Origin of the sequence: Chitiniphilus purpureus, assembly GCF_025642115.1 — a bacterium.
Classification (GTDB): domain Bacteria; phylum Pseudomonadota; class Gammaproteobacteria; order Burkholderiales; family Chitinibacteraceae; genus Chitiniphilus; species Chitiniphilus purpureus.
Window position 1 is genome coordinate 2,194,690 of sequence record NZ_CP106753.1, and the last position, 17,791, is coordinate 2,212,480.

14 protein-coding genes are annotated in these 17,791 nt (G+C 65.9%); all 14 read left to right on the forward strand.

Annotated elements, in window-relative coordinates:
- Position 1: 1 nt before the first annotated feature.
- The 14 genes from N8I74_RS10215 to N8I74_RS10290 all read left to right on the forward strand — a co-directional run bounded on the left by N8I74_RS10215 (position 2) and on the right by N8I74_RS10290 (position 17,790).
- Positions 2 to 2,314, forward strand: a complete 2,313-nt coding sequence (locus tag N8I74_RS10215) for a PEP-utilizing enzyme (RefSeq protein ID WP_263122923.1) — start codon at positions 2 to 4, stop codon at positions 2,312 to 2,314.
- The gene (locus tag N8I74_RS10220) at positions 2,311 to 2,907 is read left to right on the forward strand and encodes a gamma-glutamyl-gamma-aminobutyrate hydrolase family protein (protein ID WP_263122924.1); all 597 of its coding nucleotides are present in this window, start codon (positions 2,311 to 2,313) and stop codon (positions 2,905 to 2,907) included. Before N8I74_RS10215 ends, N8I74_RS10220 begins: the two co-directional genes overlap by 4 nt.
- Entirely contained in the window at positions 2,900 to 3,700 is an 801-nt protein-coding gene (gene cysQ, locus N8I74_RS10225; RefSeq protein WP_263122926.1) for a 3'(2'),5'-bisphosphate nucleotidase CysQ, read from the forward strand. The genes N8I74_RS10220 and cysQ overlap by 8 nt, the downstream gene beginning before the upstream one ends.
- Complete coding sequence (locus tag N8I74_RS10230; RefSeq protein ID WP_263122928.1) at positions 3,697 to 4,431, forward strand: phosphocholine cytidylyltransferase family protein; 735 nt, start codon at positions 3,697 to 3,699, stop codon at positions 4,429 to 4,431. The genes cysQ and N8I74_RS10230 overlap by 4 nt, the downstream gene beginning before the upstream one ends.
- Positions 4,418 to 5,515, forward strand: a complete 1,098-nt coding sequence (locus N8I74_RS10235) for a DegT/DnrJ/EryC1/StrS family aminotransferase (RefSeq protein WP_263122929.1) — start codon at positions 4,418 to 4,420, stop codon at positions 5,513 to 5,515. Before N8I74_RS10230 ends, N8I74_RS10235 begins: the two co-directional genes overlap by 14 nt.
- Positions 5,512 to 6,456 (forward strand): WxcM-like domain-containing protein, encoded by a 945-nt coding sequence (locus N8I74_RS19345; protein ID WP_308445850.1) that lies wholly within the window; start codon positions 5,512 to 5,514, stop codon positions 6,454 to 6,456. Before N8I74_RS10235 ends, N8I74_RS19345 begins: the two co-directional genes overlap by 4 nt.
- Positions 6,456 to 7,541 (forward strand): CDP-glycerol glycerophosphotransferase family protein, encoded by a 1,086-nt coding sequence (locus N8I74_RS10255; RefSeq protein ID WP_263122930.1) that lies wholly within the window; start codon positions 6,456 to 6,458, stop codon positions 7,539 to 7,541. Before N8I74_RS19345 ends, N8I74_RS10255 begins: the two co-directional genes overlap by 1 nt.
- A gap of 13 nt (positions 7,542 to 7,554) precedes the next feature.
- Positions 7,555 to 11,985 (forward strand): glycosyltransferase, encoded by a 4,431-nt coding sequence (locus N8I74_RS10260; protein WP_263122931.1) that lies wholly within the window; start codon positions 7,555 to 7,557, stop codon positions 11,983 to 11,985.
- Positions 11,986 to 12,332: 347 nt separating this feature from the next.
- Positions 12,333 to 13,946: a flagellin N-terminal helical domain-containing protein gene (locus N8I74_RS10265; RefSeq protein WP_263122932.1), complete on the forward strand. Its 1,614-nt coding sequence runs from the start codon at positions 12,333 to 12,335 to the stop codon at positions 13,944 to 13,946.
- A gap of 82 nt (positions 13,947 to 14,028) precedes the next feature.
- Positions 14,029 to 14,421: a flagellar protein FlaG gene (locus N8I74_RS10270; RefSeq protein ID WP_263122933.1), complete on the forward strand. Its 393-nt coding sequence runs from the start codon at positions 14,029 to 14,031 to the stop codon at positions 14,419 to 14,421.
- Between the two features lie 57 nt (positions 14,422 to 14,478).
- Positions 14,479 to 16,512: a flagellar filament capping protein FliD gene (fliD, locus tag N8I74_RS10275; protein ID WP_263122935.1), complete on the forward strand. Its 2,034-nt coding sequence runs from the start codon at positions 14,479 to 14,481 to the stop codon at positions 16,510 to 16,512.
- Positions 16,513 to 16,531: 19 nt separating this feature from the next.
- Positions 16,532 to 17,011, forward strand: coding sequence for a flagellar export chaperone FliS (gene fliS, locus N8I74_RS10280; protein WP_263122937.1), 480 nt, complete (start codon positions 16,532 to 16,534; stop codon positions 17,009 to 17,011).
- Positions 16,998 to 17,327: a flagellar protein FliT gene (locus N8I74_RS10285; RefSeq protein WP_263122938.1), complete on the forward strand. Its 330-nt coding sequence runs from the start codon at positions 16,998 to 17,000 to the stop codon at positions 17,325 to 17,327. Before fliS ends, N8I74_RS10285 begins: the two co-directional genes overlap by 14 nt.
- A gap of 67 nt (positions 17,328 to 17,394) precedes the next feature.
- Complete coding sequence (locus N8I74_RS10290) at positions 17,395 to 17,790, forward strand: DUF2802 domain-containing protein (protein WP_263122939.1); 396 nt, start codon at positions 17,395 to 17,397, stop codon at positions 17,788 to 17,790.
- The last annotated feature ends 1 nt before the right edge of the window (position 17,791 follow it).

The following is a 17,791-nucleotide window of genomic DNA, read 5'->3' on the forward strand; positions in this document are numbered from 1 at the left end:
CATGCGATTCCTGAGCAAGGCGCGCACGCTCGAAGCGTTGCAGCCCCTGCTGCGTTCGGCGCGGGTGCTGCCGCAGGTGCGCTTCACCGTGGGGCAGTGGCAGGCGGACGGTCAGGACATCCGCGCCCGCGTGCTGGCCGCCGGCTGGCCGGCGATGGCGGTACGCAGCAGCGCGCAGGCCGAGGATGCGGCGGCCGGCTCGCTGGCCGGCCGCTTCGAGTCGGTGCTCAACGTCGCACCGGCCGCGCTGGCCGATGCGGTCGCCACGGTGATCGCCTCGATGACCGACGAGGCCGGCCGGATCGCCCCCGATGACGAGGTGTTCGTCCAGCCCATGCTTGACCAGGTCGAGCTGGCCGGCGTCGCCTTCGGCACGGACCCTGCCACCGGCGCGCCCTACTACGTGGTCAACTACGACGACACCAGCCGCCGTACCGACAGTGTCACCGCTGGCCAATCCAATCAGCTCAAGACCCGCTACATCCATCATCTCGCGCCGCCGCAGCCGGCACCGCTGGCTGGCATCGTCGCGCTGATCGAGGAATTGCGCGCGTTGTTCGACACCACTGCGCTCGATCTGGAGTTCGCGGTGGTGGCCGGTGCGCCGGTGCTGTTGCAGGTTCGCCCGCTGCTGGTCGCCGGGACGGCGATGCCGGCGCAGGCGCATCGCCGGATGCTGGAGCACATCGGCGCCAAGATCGAGCAGGGGCAGCGCCCCCAGCCGTTCCTGCATGGGCGGCGCACCGTGTACGGCGTGATGCCGGACTGGAATCCGGCCGAGATCATCGGGGTGCGGCCCAAGCCGCTGTCGCTGTCGCTGTACCGCGAACTGGTCACCGACAGTATCTGGGCCTACCAGCGCCACAACTACGGCTATCGCAACCTGCGCAGCTTCCCGTTGATGCTGCACTTTCACGGCCTGCCGTATATCGACGTGCGGGTCAGCTTCAATTCCTTCATCCCGCGCGACATCGACGGCTCGCTGGCCGACCGGCTGGTCAACCACTACGTCGACCGCCTGCTCGCCGCGCCCAACCTGCACGACAAGGTCGAGTTCGAGATCGTTTTTTCCTGCTACACCCTGGATCTGCCCGAGCGCCTGGCAAAGCTGAGCGAGGCTGGCTTCACTCCGGCCGAGCAGCAGCGCCTGGCCGACAGCCTGCGCGGGCTGACCAACCGCATCGTCGACAACCAGACCGGCCTGTGGCGTTCGGACCGCGACAAGCTGGCGGTGCTGGCACGGCGCCGTGACGAGATCCTCGCCGCCGACATCGACCGCGTGTCGCGCATCTACTGGCTGCTGGAGGACTGCAAGCGCTATGGCACCTTGCCGTTCGCCGGCCTGGCGCGCGCCGGCTTCATCGCGGTGCAGATGCTGCGTTCACTGGTTGCGGTCGGGGTGCTGGACCGGGCGGGCTACGACGCCTTCATGAACGGCCTCGATACGGTGAGCGGCCAGATGACGCGCGATCTGGCGCAATTGGACCGCACCACTTTCCTTGGCAAGTACGGCCATCTGCGGCCCGGCACCTATGACCTGCTGTCGCCACGCTACGACGAGGCGCCGGAGCTGTACTTCGACTGGCAGCGCACCGTCGCCGAGCATCTGCCGGCCACGCCATTCGCCTTGTCGCTGTCGCAGATGCGCGCCATCAGCCGCCTGCTGGCCGAGCACGGCCTGGCGCACGATGTGGTGGGGTTGTTCGATTTCCTGCAGGCCGGGATCGAGCTGAGGGAATACGCCAAGTTCGTGTTCAGCCGCAACCTGTCGGATGCCATGTCGCTGTTCCGCGAGCTGGGCCGCGAGCATGGCTTCACGCTGGAGGACATGGCCTATGCCGACATCCAGTGCGTCTACGAGCTGTACGCGGCCGGTGTCGACCCGGTGGCGCTGATCGGCGAGAGCATCGAGCGCGGCCGCCAGCGCTATGCCGAAACGTGCCAGATCATCCTGCCGCCGCTGCTGACCGCGCCGGAGGACGTGTTCTCGTTCGAAATGCCCGCCACCGAGCCCAACTTCATCACGCAGCGGCAGGTGACCGCGCCTGTGGTGTCCTACCGCGATCGCGAGCGGCTCGCCGGCGCCATCGTGGCGATTCCCAGCGCCGATCCCGGTTTCGACTGGCTGTTCTCGCACGACGTGGCCGGTTTCATCACCGCGTACGGCGGCGCGAACTCGCACATGGCGATCCGTGCCAATGAACTGGGTCTGCCGGCGGTGATCGGTGCCGGCGAGGTGCTGTACGGCAAATGGTCGGCGGCGCGGATGCTGAATGTTGATTGTGCCAACCGTCGGGTCGAGGTGCTCAGTTGAAGCCGGTCCTGATCAGCCAGCGTGTCGATGTCTGGGCCGATCGCAACGAGCGGCGCGATGCGCTCGACCGGCGCCTTGTCGACATGCTGGCCGCTTGCGGGCTGCTCGCCGTGCCCGTACCCAACTGTGCCGTGCGCGTCGGCGCGCTGTGGCGCACCGTCGCCCCGGCCGGTGTGGTGCTGTCCGGCGGCAACGATCTGGCGCTGCAAGGGGGCGAGACCCCCGAGCGCGATGCCACCGAACGGGCGCTGCTCGATCTTGCCGTCGCCAGCGCCGTGCCGGTGCTGGGCATCTGTCATGGCCTGCAGGTGATCGTCGATTACTTCGGCGGCACGCTGGTGCGCGTCGATGGCCACGTCGCCGTCCGGCACCCGGTGGCCGGCAAACTGGGCGAATTCGAGGTCAACAGCTATCACAACTGGGGCGTGCGGCAATTGCCCGCAGCACTGCACGCACTGGCGCGGGCACCCGATGGCAGCATCGAGGCGCTGCGCCATGCCGAACTGCCCATGCTGGCGGTGATGTGGCATCCCGAACGCGAAGCGGTGCTGGCGCCGCACGACCGTCACCTGATCGAGCACCACTTTGCCTGACCTCGCCCTGGATCATCTGCGCCTTGAGACCGAGCTGGTGCGCATCGCCCGTGAGGCCGGCGCAGCCATCCTCGACATCTACGCCCGCGCCGACTTCGGTGTCGAGGCCAAGGGCGACGGCTCGCCGCTGACGCTGGCCGACCTCGCCGCCAACCGCGTCATCCTCAACGGGCTGGCGGCGTGCTTCCCCTGGCCGGTGATCTCCGAGGAAACGCTGGTCGACTACGAGGCACGCCGTGATTGGGCAACCTTCTGGTTGGTCGATCCGCTCGACGGCACCCGTGATTTCCTTGATCGCAACGACGAATTCACCGTCAACATCGGCCTGATCCATCAAGGCGTGGCCATTGCCGGCGTGGTGTACGCACCGGCACTGGACGAGCTGTACTACGGCGCATCGGGGCAGGGGGCCTGGATGGCGCGCGGCGATGTGCGCATCGCCTTGCCGGGGCGCTGGGCGCTTGAGCATGCGCTGGCCTGTAGCCGCCACCACGATGTGCCGCAGACCGCCGCCTTCGCCAGCCTGAATGGTGTGGCGCGCAGCGTGCCCATCGGCTCGGCACTCAAGTTCGGTCGCCTCGCCGCTGGCGAGGTCGATCTGTACCCGCGCTTCAATGGCAGCAGCGAATGGGATGTCGCTGCCGGCGATGCTGTGCTGCGCGCCGCGGGCTGCACGTTGCGCGCGCTGCCGGATTTGACGCCGATGCGCTACAACACGCCCAGCCAGCGCAACCCCCATTTCATTGCCGCGGCGCCGCACGTGCCGCTGGACCAACTGAGTTATCCGACATGACCCGAGCCATCATCCTCGCCGCCGGACGCGGCAGCCGCATGGGCGCGCTGACCGCCGAGCAGCCCAAATGCTTCACCCGCCTGCATGGCCGCCGCCTGCTCGACTGGCAGCTGACCGCGCTGCGCGGCGCCGGCATCACCGACATCGCCATCGTGCGCGGCTATTGCGCCGACAGGTTCGACGAGCCGGTGCATTACTTCGACAACCCGCACTGGGCCGAGACCAATATGGTGCGCACCCTGGCCGAGGCCGCCGACTGGCTGCGCGCGGGGCCATGCATCGTCAGCTACAGCGACATCTTCTATTCCGCCGAAACGGTGCGCCGGCTGGCCGCGTGCACCGATGAACTGGCGATCTCGTACGATCCGGACTGGTTGCAGGTCTGGCAGAAGCGCTTCGCCGACCCGCTGGCCGACGCGGAGACGTTCCGGCGCCACGCCGACGGCACGTTGGCCGAGATCGGCGCGCGCAGCGACAGCGTGGATGCCATCGAGGGCCAGTACATGGGCCTCTTGAAGTTGACGCCGCCAGGCTGGGTGCGCATCGAGGCGCTGTTGGCCGAACAGGGCGCGGCGGCGGACAAACTCGACATGACCTCGCTGCTGCGCCATGGGCTGGCGCGTGGCTGGCGCATCGGCACCGTGCCGGTGGCCGGGCCCTGGGGCGAAGTCGATTCGGCCGACGATCTGGCCGCCTATGCACAAGTGAGCTTCGATCATGTTGCCGATTAACGATCTTGCCCGGCACAACGGTGCGCTCGACACCGAACTGCGTGCCGCCATCGACCGCGTGCTGCAGCGTGGCTACTATATCCTCGGGCCGGAGAACCAGGCGTTCGAGGCGGAGCTGGCGCAATACCTCGGGGTGACCGGCACCGTGGCGGTGGCCAACGGTACCGATGCGCTGGAGCTGGCGCTGCGTACGCTGCAGGTGGGGCCCGGCGATGAGGTGCTGACGGTGGCCAATGCCGGTATGTACGCCAGCACCGCGATCCGCGCGCTTGGCGCTGTGCCGCGTTATGTCGACATCGAGCCGCTGTCGATGCAACTGGATGTGCGCCTGCTCGATGCGGCGGTCACGCCGCGCACCCGTGCACTGGTGCTGACCCACCTGTACGGCCGCATGGCCGATGCCGGGCAGGCGCTGGCGTGGGCGCGTGCACGCGGTGTGGCGCTGATCGAGGACTGCGCGCAGGCGCACGGCGCCGCGCGGGACGGGCGCCGTGCCGGCAGCTGGGGCGACCTGGCGGCGTTCAGCTTCTACCCGACCAAGAATCTGGGTGCGCTGGGCGACGGCGGCGCGGTGGCGGGCAAAGACGCCGGCCTCTTGGAGCGGCTGCGCAGCCTGCGCCAGTATGGCTGGCAGGGCAAATACCACGTCGGCCTGGCGGGCGGGCGCAACAGCCGGCTGGATGAGCTGCAGGCTGCGGTGCTGCGGGCCAAGCTGCCGCACCTGGATGGCTGGAATGCCCGGCGGCGTGGGATCGTGCAGCGCTACCGTGCCGGGCTGGCCGGCCTGGGCTGGCAGTTGCCGCCTGAGCCGGGCGAGGATGACGTCGCCCACCTGTGCGTGGTGCGCCTTGCCGCGCGCGACGCCGTACGTGCCGCGCTGGCTGCGGCGGACATCGCCACCGACGTGCATTATCCGATCCCTGATCATCTGCAAAGCGTGGCGGCACCCGGCGTTGCGCTGCCGCAGACCGAGCAGGCGGCGCAGACCATCCTGACCTTGCCCTGCTTTCCCGAATTGTCCGATGCCGAAGTCGACCGGGTCATCGCGGCATGCCGGGCTGCAGCGGCGGAGCAACGAGCATGAGCCATTACGTCCATCCTTCCGGATTGTGCGAGAGCACCCAGATCGGCGCCGGCACGCGGATCTGGGCCTTCGCCCACGTCCTGCCCGGCGCGCGCATCGGCGCGGACTGCAACATCTGCGACCAGGTGTTCATCGAGAACGATGTAGTGCTGGGCGACCGCGTGACGGTGAAATGCGGTGTGCAACTGTGGGACGGCCTGCGTGTCGGCGACGACGTGTTCATCGGCCCGAATGCCACCTTCACCAATGACCGCTTCCCACGCAGCAAGCAGTATCCGGAAGCGTTCGCGCAGACCCGCATCGAGCAGCATGCCTCGATCGGTGCCAACGCCACCATCCTGCCGGGGTTGACCATCGGCCAGCACGCCATGATCGGCGCCGGTGCCGTGGTCACGCATTCGGTGCCGCCGTATGCGATCGTGGTCGGCAATCCGGCGCGCATCGTTGGCTACGCCACCACCCCGGCGGGCGGGAAGGATCAGGCGCCGGCGCGGCCCCGTCGCGGCGACGATGCGCAGGGATGCCGGGTCCAGGGGGTGCGCTTCCTGGAGATGCCGGTGTTCGAGGACCTGCGCGGCGCGCTGACGGTCGGCCATCTGCCGGGCGAGGTGCCGTTCCAGCCCAACCGCTACTTCATGGTGTTCGACGTGCCGAGCAAGGATGTGCGTGGCGAGCATGCGCACAAGGTGTGCGAGCAGTTCCTGATCTGCGTGCACGGCAGTGCGCGCGTGGTGGCCGACGATGGCCATGATCGGCAGGAATTCATACTCAACCATCCGCGCAAGGGGCTCTACCTGCCGGCGATGACCTGGGCCAGCCAATATGCCTATAGTCCGGATGCAGTGCTGCTGGTGTTCGCGTCGCATGCCTACGACGCCGACGACTATATCCGCGACTACGCCGCCTTCCTCACCCTTGTCGATCAACAGGACGCGCGCTGATGCCCCGTGATGTTCTCTGCTATTGCTACCACGTTTCGCATGTGCTGAACCTGGGCCGGATCCCGGCGTTGCTGGCCGAGCGCGGCGCACGGGTACGCTGGTTCAACGCCTTTCCCGAGTCCGCCTTTCCGCTGGAGCGCGCGCCGGGTGTGGAATACGCGTTCGACGTGCCGCTGCAGGCGCTGGGCGGCCAGGAGGCCGATCTCTACTTGACCCCGTTCGTGGGGCAGTCCGCCCATTTTCCGCAGCGGGCGCGGCGGGTGCATTTCCTGGTCTCGCTGACCGGGCTTGACGGTGTGTATGACAAGGCGATGTTCGATCACTATGACGTGATCGCCTGCGCCGGCCGGCATCATATCGACGATTTCACGGCGCTGGCGCGCGAGCGTGGCTGGCAGCACAAGGTGCTGATGCCGCTGGGCTATCCCAAGCTCGACGGGCAGCGTCGTCAACTGGCCGGATCGGGCCTGCGCGCGCCGGACAAGCTCACCGTGGTGTTCGCCCCCACCCATGCCTACTACATCAACCAGGGGTTCTCCATCCTGAACCGCTACGGCGAGCAACTGATCGCCGCGATGCTGGACGACGGCATCTCGGTGGTGTTCCGTCCGCACATGGAATCATGGCGCGACCAGGATCGTCCGGTGGTCGAGCGCATCGTGGCGCGTTTCCAGGCGCACCCGGATTTCGCGCTGGACCGTTCGGGCAACTACTTCGACACCTACGCGCAGACGCACATGATGCTGACCGATATCTCCGGTACCGGCTTCACCTACGCCTTCACCTTCGGCCGGCCGGCGTTGTTCTTCGCACCTAATGCCGCGGACGAGGCGGGCCTGCGCGGCATTCAGTTCGAACGGCGCGAGAACATCGGCCTGGTGGTGCGCTCCATCGATGAGTTGGTCGCCAGGCTACGGCTGGCGCAGACGCACAGCGACTTTCTGCAGCGGCAGATCGCCGAGTTCCGGGACTGGCTGCTGTTCAATCCGGGCGGCAGCGAGACGTTCTTCGCCGAGCATGCTCACGCGCTGCTGTCCGCGCAGGGCGCAGCCCCGGATTGGCCCCACTTGCACCATCCTGTCTGAGCGGAAGACATCCATGACCCAAACTGCCCGCCCGGATGTCACCGTTGCGGTGATGTCGTACAACAATGCGCGCTACATCGGCCAGACCATCGAGTCGGTGCTGGCGCAGACCGGGGTTGCGTTCGAGCTGATCGTGTTCGACGACCAGTCCAAGGACGACACCCTGAGCGTGCTGGACAGCTATCGCGACCGGCCCGGCTTTCGCTACGAGGTGAATCCACAGAACCTTGGCATGATGGGCAACTACAACCGCTGCGTCGAAGCGGGGCAGGGGCGCTATGTGGTCGTGCTGGGCTCGGACGATCTGATGTATCCGGGGCACCTGGCATCCTTGTTCGCCGCGCTGGAGCTGCATCCGCAGGCGCCCCTCGCGTACACCCAATGCAACTGGATCGACGAGCACGGTGCGCTGGTGCGCCGTGCGGTCCATCCCGGCCATTGCCCACACTCGTATTTCGGCCGTCGCGACGAAGTGGTGGACCTGCTGAGCCTGGACAACTACATCACGCCGTCGGCGGTGATGCTGCGCCGCAGTGTCTTCGACCGTGTGCGACTGCCCGGCGGCACGCTGCATCGGCCGGATCTGGTCGCAGGCGATTGGGAACTGTGGATCCGCATCGCGCGCACCGCGCCCGACTTCGTGTTCCTGAACCAGGCCAGCATCGGCTACCGCGTGCACGGCGGCCAGATCTCGCAAAGCTTCTACGGCTCCGAAAAGCCGCTGGCCGAGCATACCGAGATCCTGGAGCTCAACCTCGCCGATCCACCGACCCGGGCACGCATGCAGGCGGCCGCGGACCGGATCTGGGGGCTGTACACCCAGCGGATGTCGGCCTACGCGCCGCCGGTGCAGGCCAGTTACCAGGCGCGGGCGCAGGCGATCCACGAGGCGTTGTTCCCGCGCGTGGCGGTGGTGCCGCCCGCCCCGGCCGAGCAGGCCGGCGCACCATTGTTCTCGGTCATCATCACCACCTTCAACCGCCCGCAACTGCTGCTGGATGCGCTTGCCAGCGTCGCGGCGCAGACCTGCCGCGATTTCGAGCTGCTGCTGGTCAACGATTGCGGCGAGCCGGTCGAGCATCTGCTGAGCGGCTTCGAATTTCCGATCACCTATGTGCGGCACGGCCGCAACAGCGGGCTGTCCGCCGCGCGCAACAGTGCGCTGCGGCTGGTACGCGGCCGTTATGTCTGCTATCTGGACGACGACGACCTGATGCTGCCCAACCATCTGGAGGTGCTGGCAGCGGCGATCCAGAACGGCACGCCGGCGGTGTACTACACCGACGCCTGGTATGTGGGCGAAACCATCGAGGACGGCCGGCGCATCGAACGCGGCCGCGATGTGCCGTATCGCCATGGCGCGTTCTCACTCGAACGTCTGCAGGTATCCAACTACATCCCGGTCAACACCTGGTGCCATCCCAGCGCCGCCATCGCGCAGCTGGGCGGGTTCGACGAGACCCTGCCGGCGCTGGAGGACTGGGAGATGCTGCAGCGCCTGACGCGGCATTACCCGGTGGTGCATCTGGAGACGCCCACGGTGGAAGTGCGCGTGCGCGAGACCGAGCAGGATCGGATGTCGCAGCGCCAGCGCAAGAACTTTCCGGAACTGTTCCGCAAGATCTACGCGCGCCACGGCGAGGTCGCCTCGGAACAGGTGGCCGCGGCGCGCCAGCAGATGCTGGCAAGCCTGGATGCCGAGATGGCGGCCGGTGCGGCGCAGTCGGCTCCGCTGGGGCACAAGGAGCCCTACCGCGACGACGTCTACGCCGAATGGCTGGCCGAGCAGCGGCTGACCCACAACGAGGCGCGCCATTTCGATGCACGCATGGCCGCCTGGCCGCACCAGCCGGTGATTGTCGCCGTGCTGCTTGATCTGCAGGGGCGGACCAAGCAGGTGATCGAGACGCTGAACAACCTGGGCGATCAGCTGTACAAGCCCGCATCCATCCTGATCCTGTCGCGCGTGGCGCCGCCACCCGGCGCCAACAGCGAACGCGTGGTATGGCTACAGATCGACGAGGACTGGCCGGTGCAGCTCAACCAGGCTGTGCAGCAGCTGCCGGCGGACTGGTTCTTCCTGCTGCATGCGGCAGACCGGCTGGAACCCACCGCGCTGCTGTTGCTGGCCGAGGCGATCAACAGCCGCGCCGAGCTGACCTGCTGCTACATGGACGAGGACACCTTGCGCGCCGACGGCCGCGTGGCCGATCCGGTGTTCAAGCCTGATTTCAACCTCGACCTGCTGCGCAGCATGCCTTACATGGGGCGTGCCTTTGCCATCCAGCGCCAGGCCCTGCTCGACCTGGGCGGCTGGCCGGAGGCGCTGGGCGAGGCGGGCCACCTGGAACTGCTGTTCCGTGTGGTCGAGCAGCAGGGGTTGCATACCATCGGCCATCTGGACCATATGCTGCATCACAGCGCCGAGCCGTTCGGCGCCTGGCTCGCCCGTGAAGACATCGCCCGGGCGGCACAGATCGCCACCCAGGCGCATCTCGCGCGCATGGGGGTGGATGCAGCGGTGCTGCCCGGCAGCGCGCCGGGGCTGCAGCGCGTCGTGTACCGGCATGCCGGACAGCCGCTGGTCTCGGTGATCGTGCCGACCAAGGATCAGCTGCCGATGCTGCGCCGCTGCATCGAGACGCTGCTGGAACAGACCCGCTATCCGAACTACGAACTGCTCGTGGTCGACAACAACAGCGAGACCCCGGAGGCCAAGGCGTACCTGGATGGACTCGTGGCGCTGTCCGATCCGCGCATCCGCGTGCTGCGCTATCCGCACCCCTTCAACTTCTCGGCGATCAACAACGAGGCGGCGCGCGCGGCGTGTGGCGACTACCTGGTGCTGTTGAACAACGATACCGCGGTGGTGCAGGGCGACTGGCTCGATGCGATGCTCAACCATGCGCAGCGCCCTGAGGTCGGCGTGGTCGGCGCCAAGCTCGGCTTTCCGAACGGTACGGTGCAGCATGCCGGTGTGGTGATGGGGCTGCGCGGCCCGGCCGACCATCCTGGCCTGGGCCTGCCGTGGGATGCACCGGGCTACCTGTTCCGACTGCAGGTGGACCAGAACTATCCGGTGGTCACCGCCGCCTGCCTGATGATCCGCAAGTCGGTGTACGAGGCGGTCGGCGGGATGGACGAGCAGGCGTTCAAGGTGTCATACAACGATGTCGACCTGTGCCTCAAGGTGCGTGAACAAGGCTATCTGGCCGTCTGGACGCCCTATGCCGCGCTGCTGCATGAGGGCAGTGTCAGCCAGAACACGGTCGACACGGCTGCGGTCGAGGCCAAGCGCAAGCGCTTCGAGGGCGAGCAGGATGCGATGTACCGCAAGTGGCGGCCCATCATCGGCCGCGACCCGGCCTACAACCGCAACCTGACGCTGAGCGGCAATGGGTTCGAAGTGGAGCGCCGTAGCCTGCTGACCCACCGGCCGCTCACTTGGGAGCCGGTGCCGCGCGTACTGGCCCACCCGGGCGATTCGATGGGTTGTGGCCACTATCGCGTGCTGCAGCCGTTCATGGCGATGCAGGATGCGCTGCTGATCGACGGCACGGTGTCGTTCGAACTGCTGCCACCGTTCGAACTGGCCAAGTTCGGGCCGCAGACGGTGCTGCTGCAGCGCCAGAACACCGAGTCGCAGGTCGAATTCATCCGCCGCATGCGCGAGGCGACCTCGGCCTTCCTGGTCTATGAGCTGGACGACTACCTGCCCAACCTGCCGCTGAAGAGCGTGCATCGCGACCATCTGCCCAAGGATGTGCTCAAGGCGATGCGCAAGGCACTCTCGTATGTCGACCGCTTCGTGGTCTCCACCCATCGTCTGGCCGAAGCATATGCCGACCTGCAACTGCATCCGGATATCCGGGTGGTGGAGAACCGGCTGCCCCCCGCATGGTGGGGTGGGCTGCAGAACCAGCGGCGGGCCGGGCGCAGGCCGCGGGTCGGCTGGGGGGGCGGCATGAGCCACACCGGCGATCTGGAACTGATCGCCGATGTGGTCAAGGCGCTCTGTGACGAAGTCGAGTGGGTGTTCTTCGGCATGTGCCCGGACAAGCTCAAGCCTTATGTGCACGAGTTCCATCCCGGCGTGCTGATCGACCAGTACCCGGCCAAGCTCGCCAGCCTGAATCTGGATCTGGCGCTTGCACCGTTGGAGCACAACCTCTTCAACGAGTGCAAGAGCAACCTGCGGCTGCTGGAATACGGCGCGTGCGGTTACCCGGTGATCGCCACCGACATCGTCTGCTACCGCAGCGGCCTGCCGGTGACGCTGGTCAAGAACCGCTTTCGCGACTGGGTCGAGGCGATCCGTGCCCATCTGGCGGATCTGGACGCCACGGCGCGTCAGGGCGACGCGCTGCGCGAGGCCGTGCTGCGCGACTGGATGCTGCAAGGGGACAATCTGCTGCTCTGGCGGCGCGCCTGGCTGCCTGACTGAACCCCTGCCGTTGGTCGGGCAATCGCCCGACCGCGGCGACACATGCAAGCCCCGACCCTGGCCGTTGCGTCGTACCGGCCGATATACGCATTGGCCCTGCGCGGATCGACTGTCTGTCACGCCGCGCCTGGGGCCGGCGCCCGTGCCGCCGGCGCTGCATATACCGGCCCGGCGTCCCCGGCGGCGGCACGCCCCGCACCGGGTTTTCCCCAGCCGGGACGGGACCGCGAAATAAATTTAATCAAACCCTAAAGTTCGCCAGGAGGCCGTCGATAACGGGAGCATGGGCGTAAGCAGTTCGTCCAGTCAGTCTTCACTACATGCTTTCTCTCGAGGAGAAAACAGTCATGCAAGTCATCAATACAAATGTGACGTCGCTCAATTCGCAGCGAAATCTCAACAACTCCCAAACCAGTCTGAACACGTCGCTGCAACGGCTCTCCTCGGGTCTGCGCATCAACAGCGCCAAGGATGACGCTGCGGGTCTTGCGATTTCCCAGCGCTTCACCGCCCAGATCAAGGGTATGGACCAGGCCACGCGCAACGCCAACGACGGCGTGTCGCTGGCACAGACCGGTGAAGGCGCGCTGTCGCAGATGGGCGATATGCTGCAACGCATCCGCGAACTCGCGGTGCAGGCCGGCAATGCCACCAACTCCGATGGCGACCGTCAGGCGATCAATGCCGAAGTCACCCAGCTGACCGCCGAACTGGACCGGATGGCGCAGACCACCCAGTTCAACGGCCAGAAGCTGTTCGACGGCACGTTCACCGCCGCCACCTATCAGGTCGGCGCCAACGCCAACGAAACCATCACCGCCACCACGTCCAACCTGCGTACCAGCCAGTACGGTAGCTACCAGATGGGCGCGGGCAACGGCACCGGTGCCAAGTCGATCAGCAATTTCGTGACCGGCTCGTCCACCTACGCCCCCGGCGCAACCGGCACGGTCAACGGCGCCAACGTCGCGGTCTCCGGCTCGGGCACGTTCAGCATCAATGGCACCTCGATCTCGGTGACCGGTACCGACATGGCGCGCGACATCGCCGCCAAGATCAACCAAGCCAACACCGGGGTGAAGGCATCGGCCCGCACCGAAACCACACTGTCGCTGGGTAGCGGTACGTTCACGATGGCGGTGGCGTCCAAGAGCAGCACCTTCCAGTCGGTGAGCTTCAACGTATCGGATGCCAACAACAACAGCCAGGTTGACGCGGACGAATATGCGCAGGCGATCTCGGCGTTCAACGCCAAGTCCTCGCAGACCGGGGTGACGGCGCAGCTGGAATCGTTCCAGGACAGCAGCGGTACCACGCAATACGGTATCAAGCTCGTGTCCGAGGACGGCTCGAACATCGTGCTGAGCTCGGCCAGCGGCATTGCCAGCGGCGTCGGCGGTTCGATGAACGTGTGGAACTTCGACACCACCAACTCCACGGGCTCCAAGCAGTATCTGGCCAGCGCGTCGGTGTTCTCGGCCGGTGCCTCGGGTTCGGTGACGTTCGCAGGCCAGGTCTCGCTGAATTCGGCCAACTCGTTCTCGGTGTCGACCAGCGGCGCTGACTTCACCTCCGGCGTGATGTACACCGGTGTGAACAGCACCAGCGACTTCGCCACTGGCACGTCGTACCAGGCCGAGCTGAAGACCGTCGAGAAGCTGGACGTGTCCTCGGTGGAAAAGGCGACCCAGGCAATGCGCATCGTCGATGATGCGCTGACCCTGATCAACGACCAGCGTGCCAAGTTCGGTGCCTTGCAAAGCCGGTTCTCTGCAACGATCTCGAACCTCGCGACCACGTCCGAGAACATGAGTTCGGCGCGCAGCCGGATCCAGGATGCGGACTTCGCGTCGGAAACAGCGCAACTGACCCGGGCACAGATTCTGCAACAGGCCGGTACCGCAATGCTGTCGCAGGCCAACTCGCTGCCGCAGCAAGTGCTGAGCCTGCTGCAAGGCTAAGCAAGCTCAGGTAAGCTGATCACCGCAAGGTGACGGAGCCCCGGCCGGTCCATCCGCGCCGGGGCGTTCCCTTAGGAGAGCGATGATGCAAATCCCGTCAGTTGCCAATGCCGCGACCATGCCGCAGTCGTATGCGACGGATTCAGGCCCGCGCGCCCAGACGCCGGGGCAGGCAGAGAAGTCCGCTGCTGCGCCTGTGGTCCCCGTTCCACCGTCAGCCGTTCAGCAGGTCGCAGCGCAACAGGACGGCGATGCACTGCAGGATGCGCTGAAAAAATTGAACGATGCGGTCAAGGTGTTTTCCAACAGCAGCTCGCTCAGGTTCTCGATCGACGAGGGCACGGGTTCGGTGGTGGTCAAGGTGACCGACACCAGCACCGACGAGGTGATCCGGCAGATTCCTTCCGAAGAGGCACTGGCGATTGCCAAGGCGATCGATGAATTCCAGGGTATGTTGATTCAAGATCGCGCCTGAACGGCCGATTATTCTGTTCAGTTGCAATTGCTTCATCATTGAACCGAGGATAGGCCCATGGCTACGCTTACATCGGCAGGATTGGGTTCCGGGCTGCCAGTCAACAGCATCATCTCCCAGCTGATGGACATCGAGCGTCAGCCCCTGACCAAGCTTCAGACCAAGAGTACCGAAGCGCAGGCCAAGATCTCGGCCATCGGCTCGCTGCAAAGTGCGCTTTCCTCGTTCCAGGCCCGGGTGCTGTCGCTGTCGAGTGCCAGTGCGTACAAGAGCGTGCAGGGCAGCCTTGGCGATTCGGCGATCGGCACCGTGTCCACGGCAGTGACGGCGCAGGCGGGCAGCTACACCCTCGCGGTCAAGCAGCTGGCGCAGAGCCAGAAACTCAAGTCCGATGTGTTCACCAGCGTCAATTCGCCCGTCGGCACCGGCAAGCTCACCATCCAGTTCGGCACCTACAAGTCGGGCGACAACAGCTTTACCGTGAACGGCGACAAAGGTGCGTTCACAGTCGACGTCAACAGCACCAACAACACATTGACCGGCCTGCGCGACGCCATCAACGCCAAGAAGGCCGGCGTCACTGCAACCATCGTCAATGACGGCAGCGGCTATCGCCTGCTGTTGTCGTCGACCGACAGCGGCAGCGCCAACAGCCTGCGCGTCCAGGTCGAGGATGACGACGGCAATGCCACTGACACCAGTGGGCTGTCGCGCTTCGCCTACGATCCGACCGCGACCAAGAACCTGTCGCAGACCCAGGCGGCACAGGATGCCAAGTTCACGCTCGACGGCATCGAGATCACCAAACCGACCAACACGGTCAGTGACGTACTGCAGGGCGTGACGCTGACACTGCAGAAGATCAGTACGCTCGACAGCGGCGGCAATCCGGTCAGCACCTCGCTCAATGTCTCTCGCGACACCAGCGGTGTGAAGAAGTCGGTGCAGGATTTCGTCGATGCCTACAACGAATTCGCCAAGGCGGCCGATTCGCTCAGCTTCTACAACCAGGAAGACAAGAGCAGCGGCGTGCTCAACGGCGACTATGTGATCCGGACCATGCAAAGCACGATCCGTGGCACGTTGAACCAGGCGCTGGGGGGCGGCAGCCACTTCCAGAGCCTCGGTGCGGTGGGCATCAGCTTCGATGCCAAGGGCAAGATGACGCTCGATGCGGGCAAGCTGCAGACCGCGCTCAACGAACGACCGGATGACGTGGCCAGCCTGTTTGCCGTCAATGGCGTCGCAAGCGACGCGCGGGTCAGCTACATCTCCTCCAGCGCAGCCACCAGCACCGGCAGCTTTGCCATCAACGTCACCCAACCGGCAACCCGCGGTGCGCTCAGCGGCCTCGCTGTGGCCGGCAGCGCGTTCGACATCGTCGCTGATCAGAACGACATGCTGATGGTGGCGGTCGACGGCGCATCCTCCGGGCAGGTCAAGCTCACGCCGGGCAACTATGCGTCGCCTGCGGCGCTGGCCGCGGAGATCCAATCCAAGGTCAATGGCGACCCCAGCCTCAAGAAGGCCGGTGCCTCGGTGACCGTCACCTACAACGCCGATACGATGAAGTTCGAGATGACCTCGAACAAGTACGGCAGCGCATCGAGCGTGCAGATCACCAGTACCGGCCCCACCGCCGAGACCACCTATGGTTTCAGGGTGGCGCAGATGGGCACCGGCAAGGATGTGGAAGGCACCATCAACGGCGAGACGGCCAAGGGCAGCGGGCAGACGCTCACCGGCGCCGGTGCCGCCGAAGGGCTGCAGCTGAATGTGACCGGCGACACCGCCGGCAGCTATGGTACGGTGGCCTTCAGCCGCGGTTTTGCCAGCAAGCTCGATACCACGTTGAACAGCCTGATGTCGGACAAGGGCTTGCTCAAGAGCCGGCTCAACGCGCTGAATCAGGACATCAAGAACATCGCCAGCCAGTCGACCTCGCTCAATCGGCGCCTCGAAGACATCGAAAAGCGCTATCGTGCCCAGTTCACTGCGCTGGACGTGCAGATCGCGACGATGAATTCGACCAGCAGCTATCTGGGCCAGCAGCTCTCGATGCTGAACAACTTGGCCAGCAACAACAAGTAAGCATTCAAAGGACTGTCCCATGTCAACCGGAGCTGGAGTCAAGAAGGCGCTGGACGCCTACGGCAAGCAAGGGCTTGAGGCCACGGTCGAGTCGGCGAGCCCCGGCCGCCTCGTGGTCATGCTGTATGAGGGTGCCATCAAGGCGGTCCAGTTGGGCAGGCTGCATATGGAAAGCGGCGACATCGCTGCCAAGGGTGCTGCCATCAGCAAGGCGATCTCGATCATCGATGAGGGCCTGCGGGTCTCGCTGGACAAGGAACAGGGTGGCGAGCTCGCGGGCAACCTAGAAGCGCTCTACTTCTACATGATCGGGCAGTTGTTCGAGGCCAACCTTCACAACCGTGCCGACCTGCTGGAGCATGTGCTCGGCCTGCTGGTCGACCTCAAGGACGCCTGGGAGAGCATCACCATCGCCGGCGCCGTACCGCAGCAGCCGCCGCCGGAAACGCCAGCGGTCCCGGATCGCAACGCAGGTACGCTGAGCTATGGCCGGGCCTGAAGCGGCGTCGTTGCCACAACTGCTGCAGGCCTTCAATTTCCTGACCCGCCGTATGCTGGAGGACGCAAGGGGCGCGCGGTGGGATGAGATGCTGGCGCAGCAGCCAGCGTGGCTTGCACTGCAGGGGGCGTTGGGCGATATCGACTGGGAAAGCTATGCTGAGGTGGAGCGCGAGGCGCTGCGGGCGCTGTTGCTCGACACCCAGGCGGCCATCGAGGAATTGACCGGGCTGGCCGAGGCCTGGCGTCCACAGTTGGCTACGATGCTCAACGGCATACACAATTCATCCAGATTGCGCAGCGCCTACCGCCTCTGAGCGTGTCGAGGCCGGCCTGCCGCGCGGGGACGCACTGATCGACCCGATGCCCTGGGAGCGGGCAAGCATGAATGGCATTGTCATCACCTGGCCGCAGCTTCTCTATCTTGGACTGGCGCTGATCCTGTTCTACGCCGCCGAACTGCTGCTGTTCCTCAGGAAAGCCCGTTCACAAGCCCTGCCGCGCGAATGGCGGCGACGCCATGCCGAGCTGGAGGAGGAACTGGCCACTCTGCGCAGTGAGGTCGAAGCGCTCCGGGTCAGCCTTGCGGCCGGTGCACATCTGCATTATGCGGCGCCTGCCGCTCCCCCGGTCGCTGCACCCGAGGAGACGCCCTATGCCCAGGCCATCCGGATGGCCAGGCAGGGTGCCGATGTGGAGGCCATGGTGCGCGAATGCGGTATCAGCCGCGGCGAGGCCGACCTGATCGCGGCCCTGTATCGCGCCGAACGCCAGGGCTGAC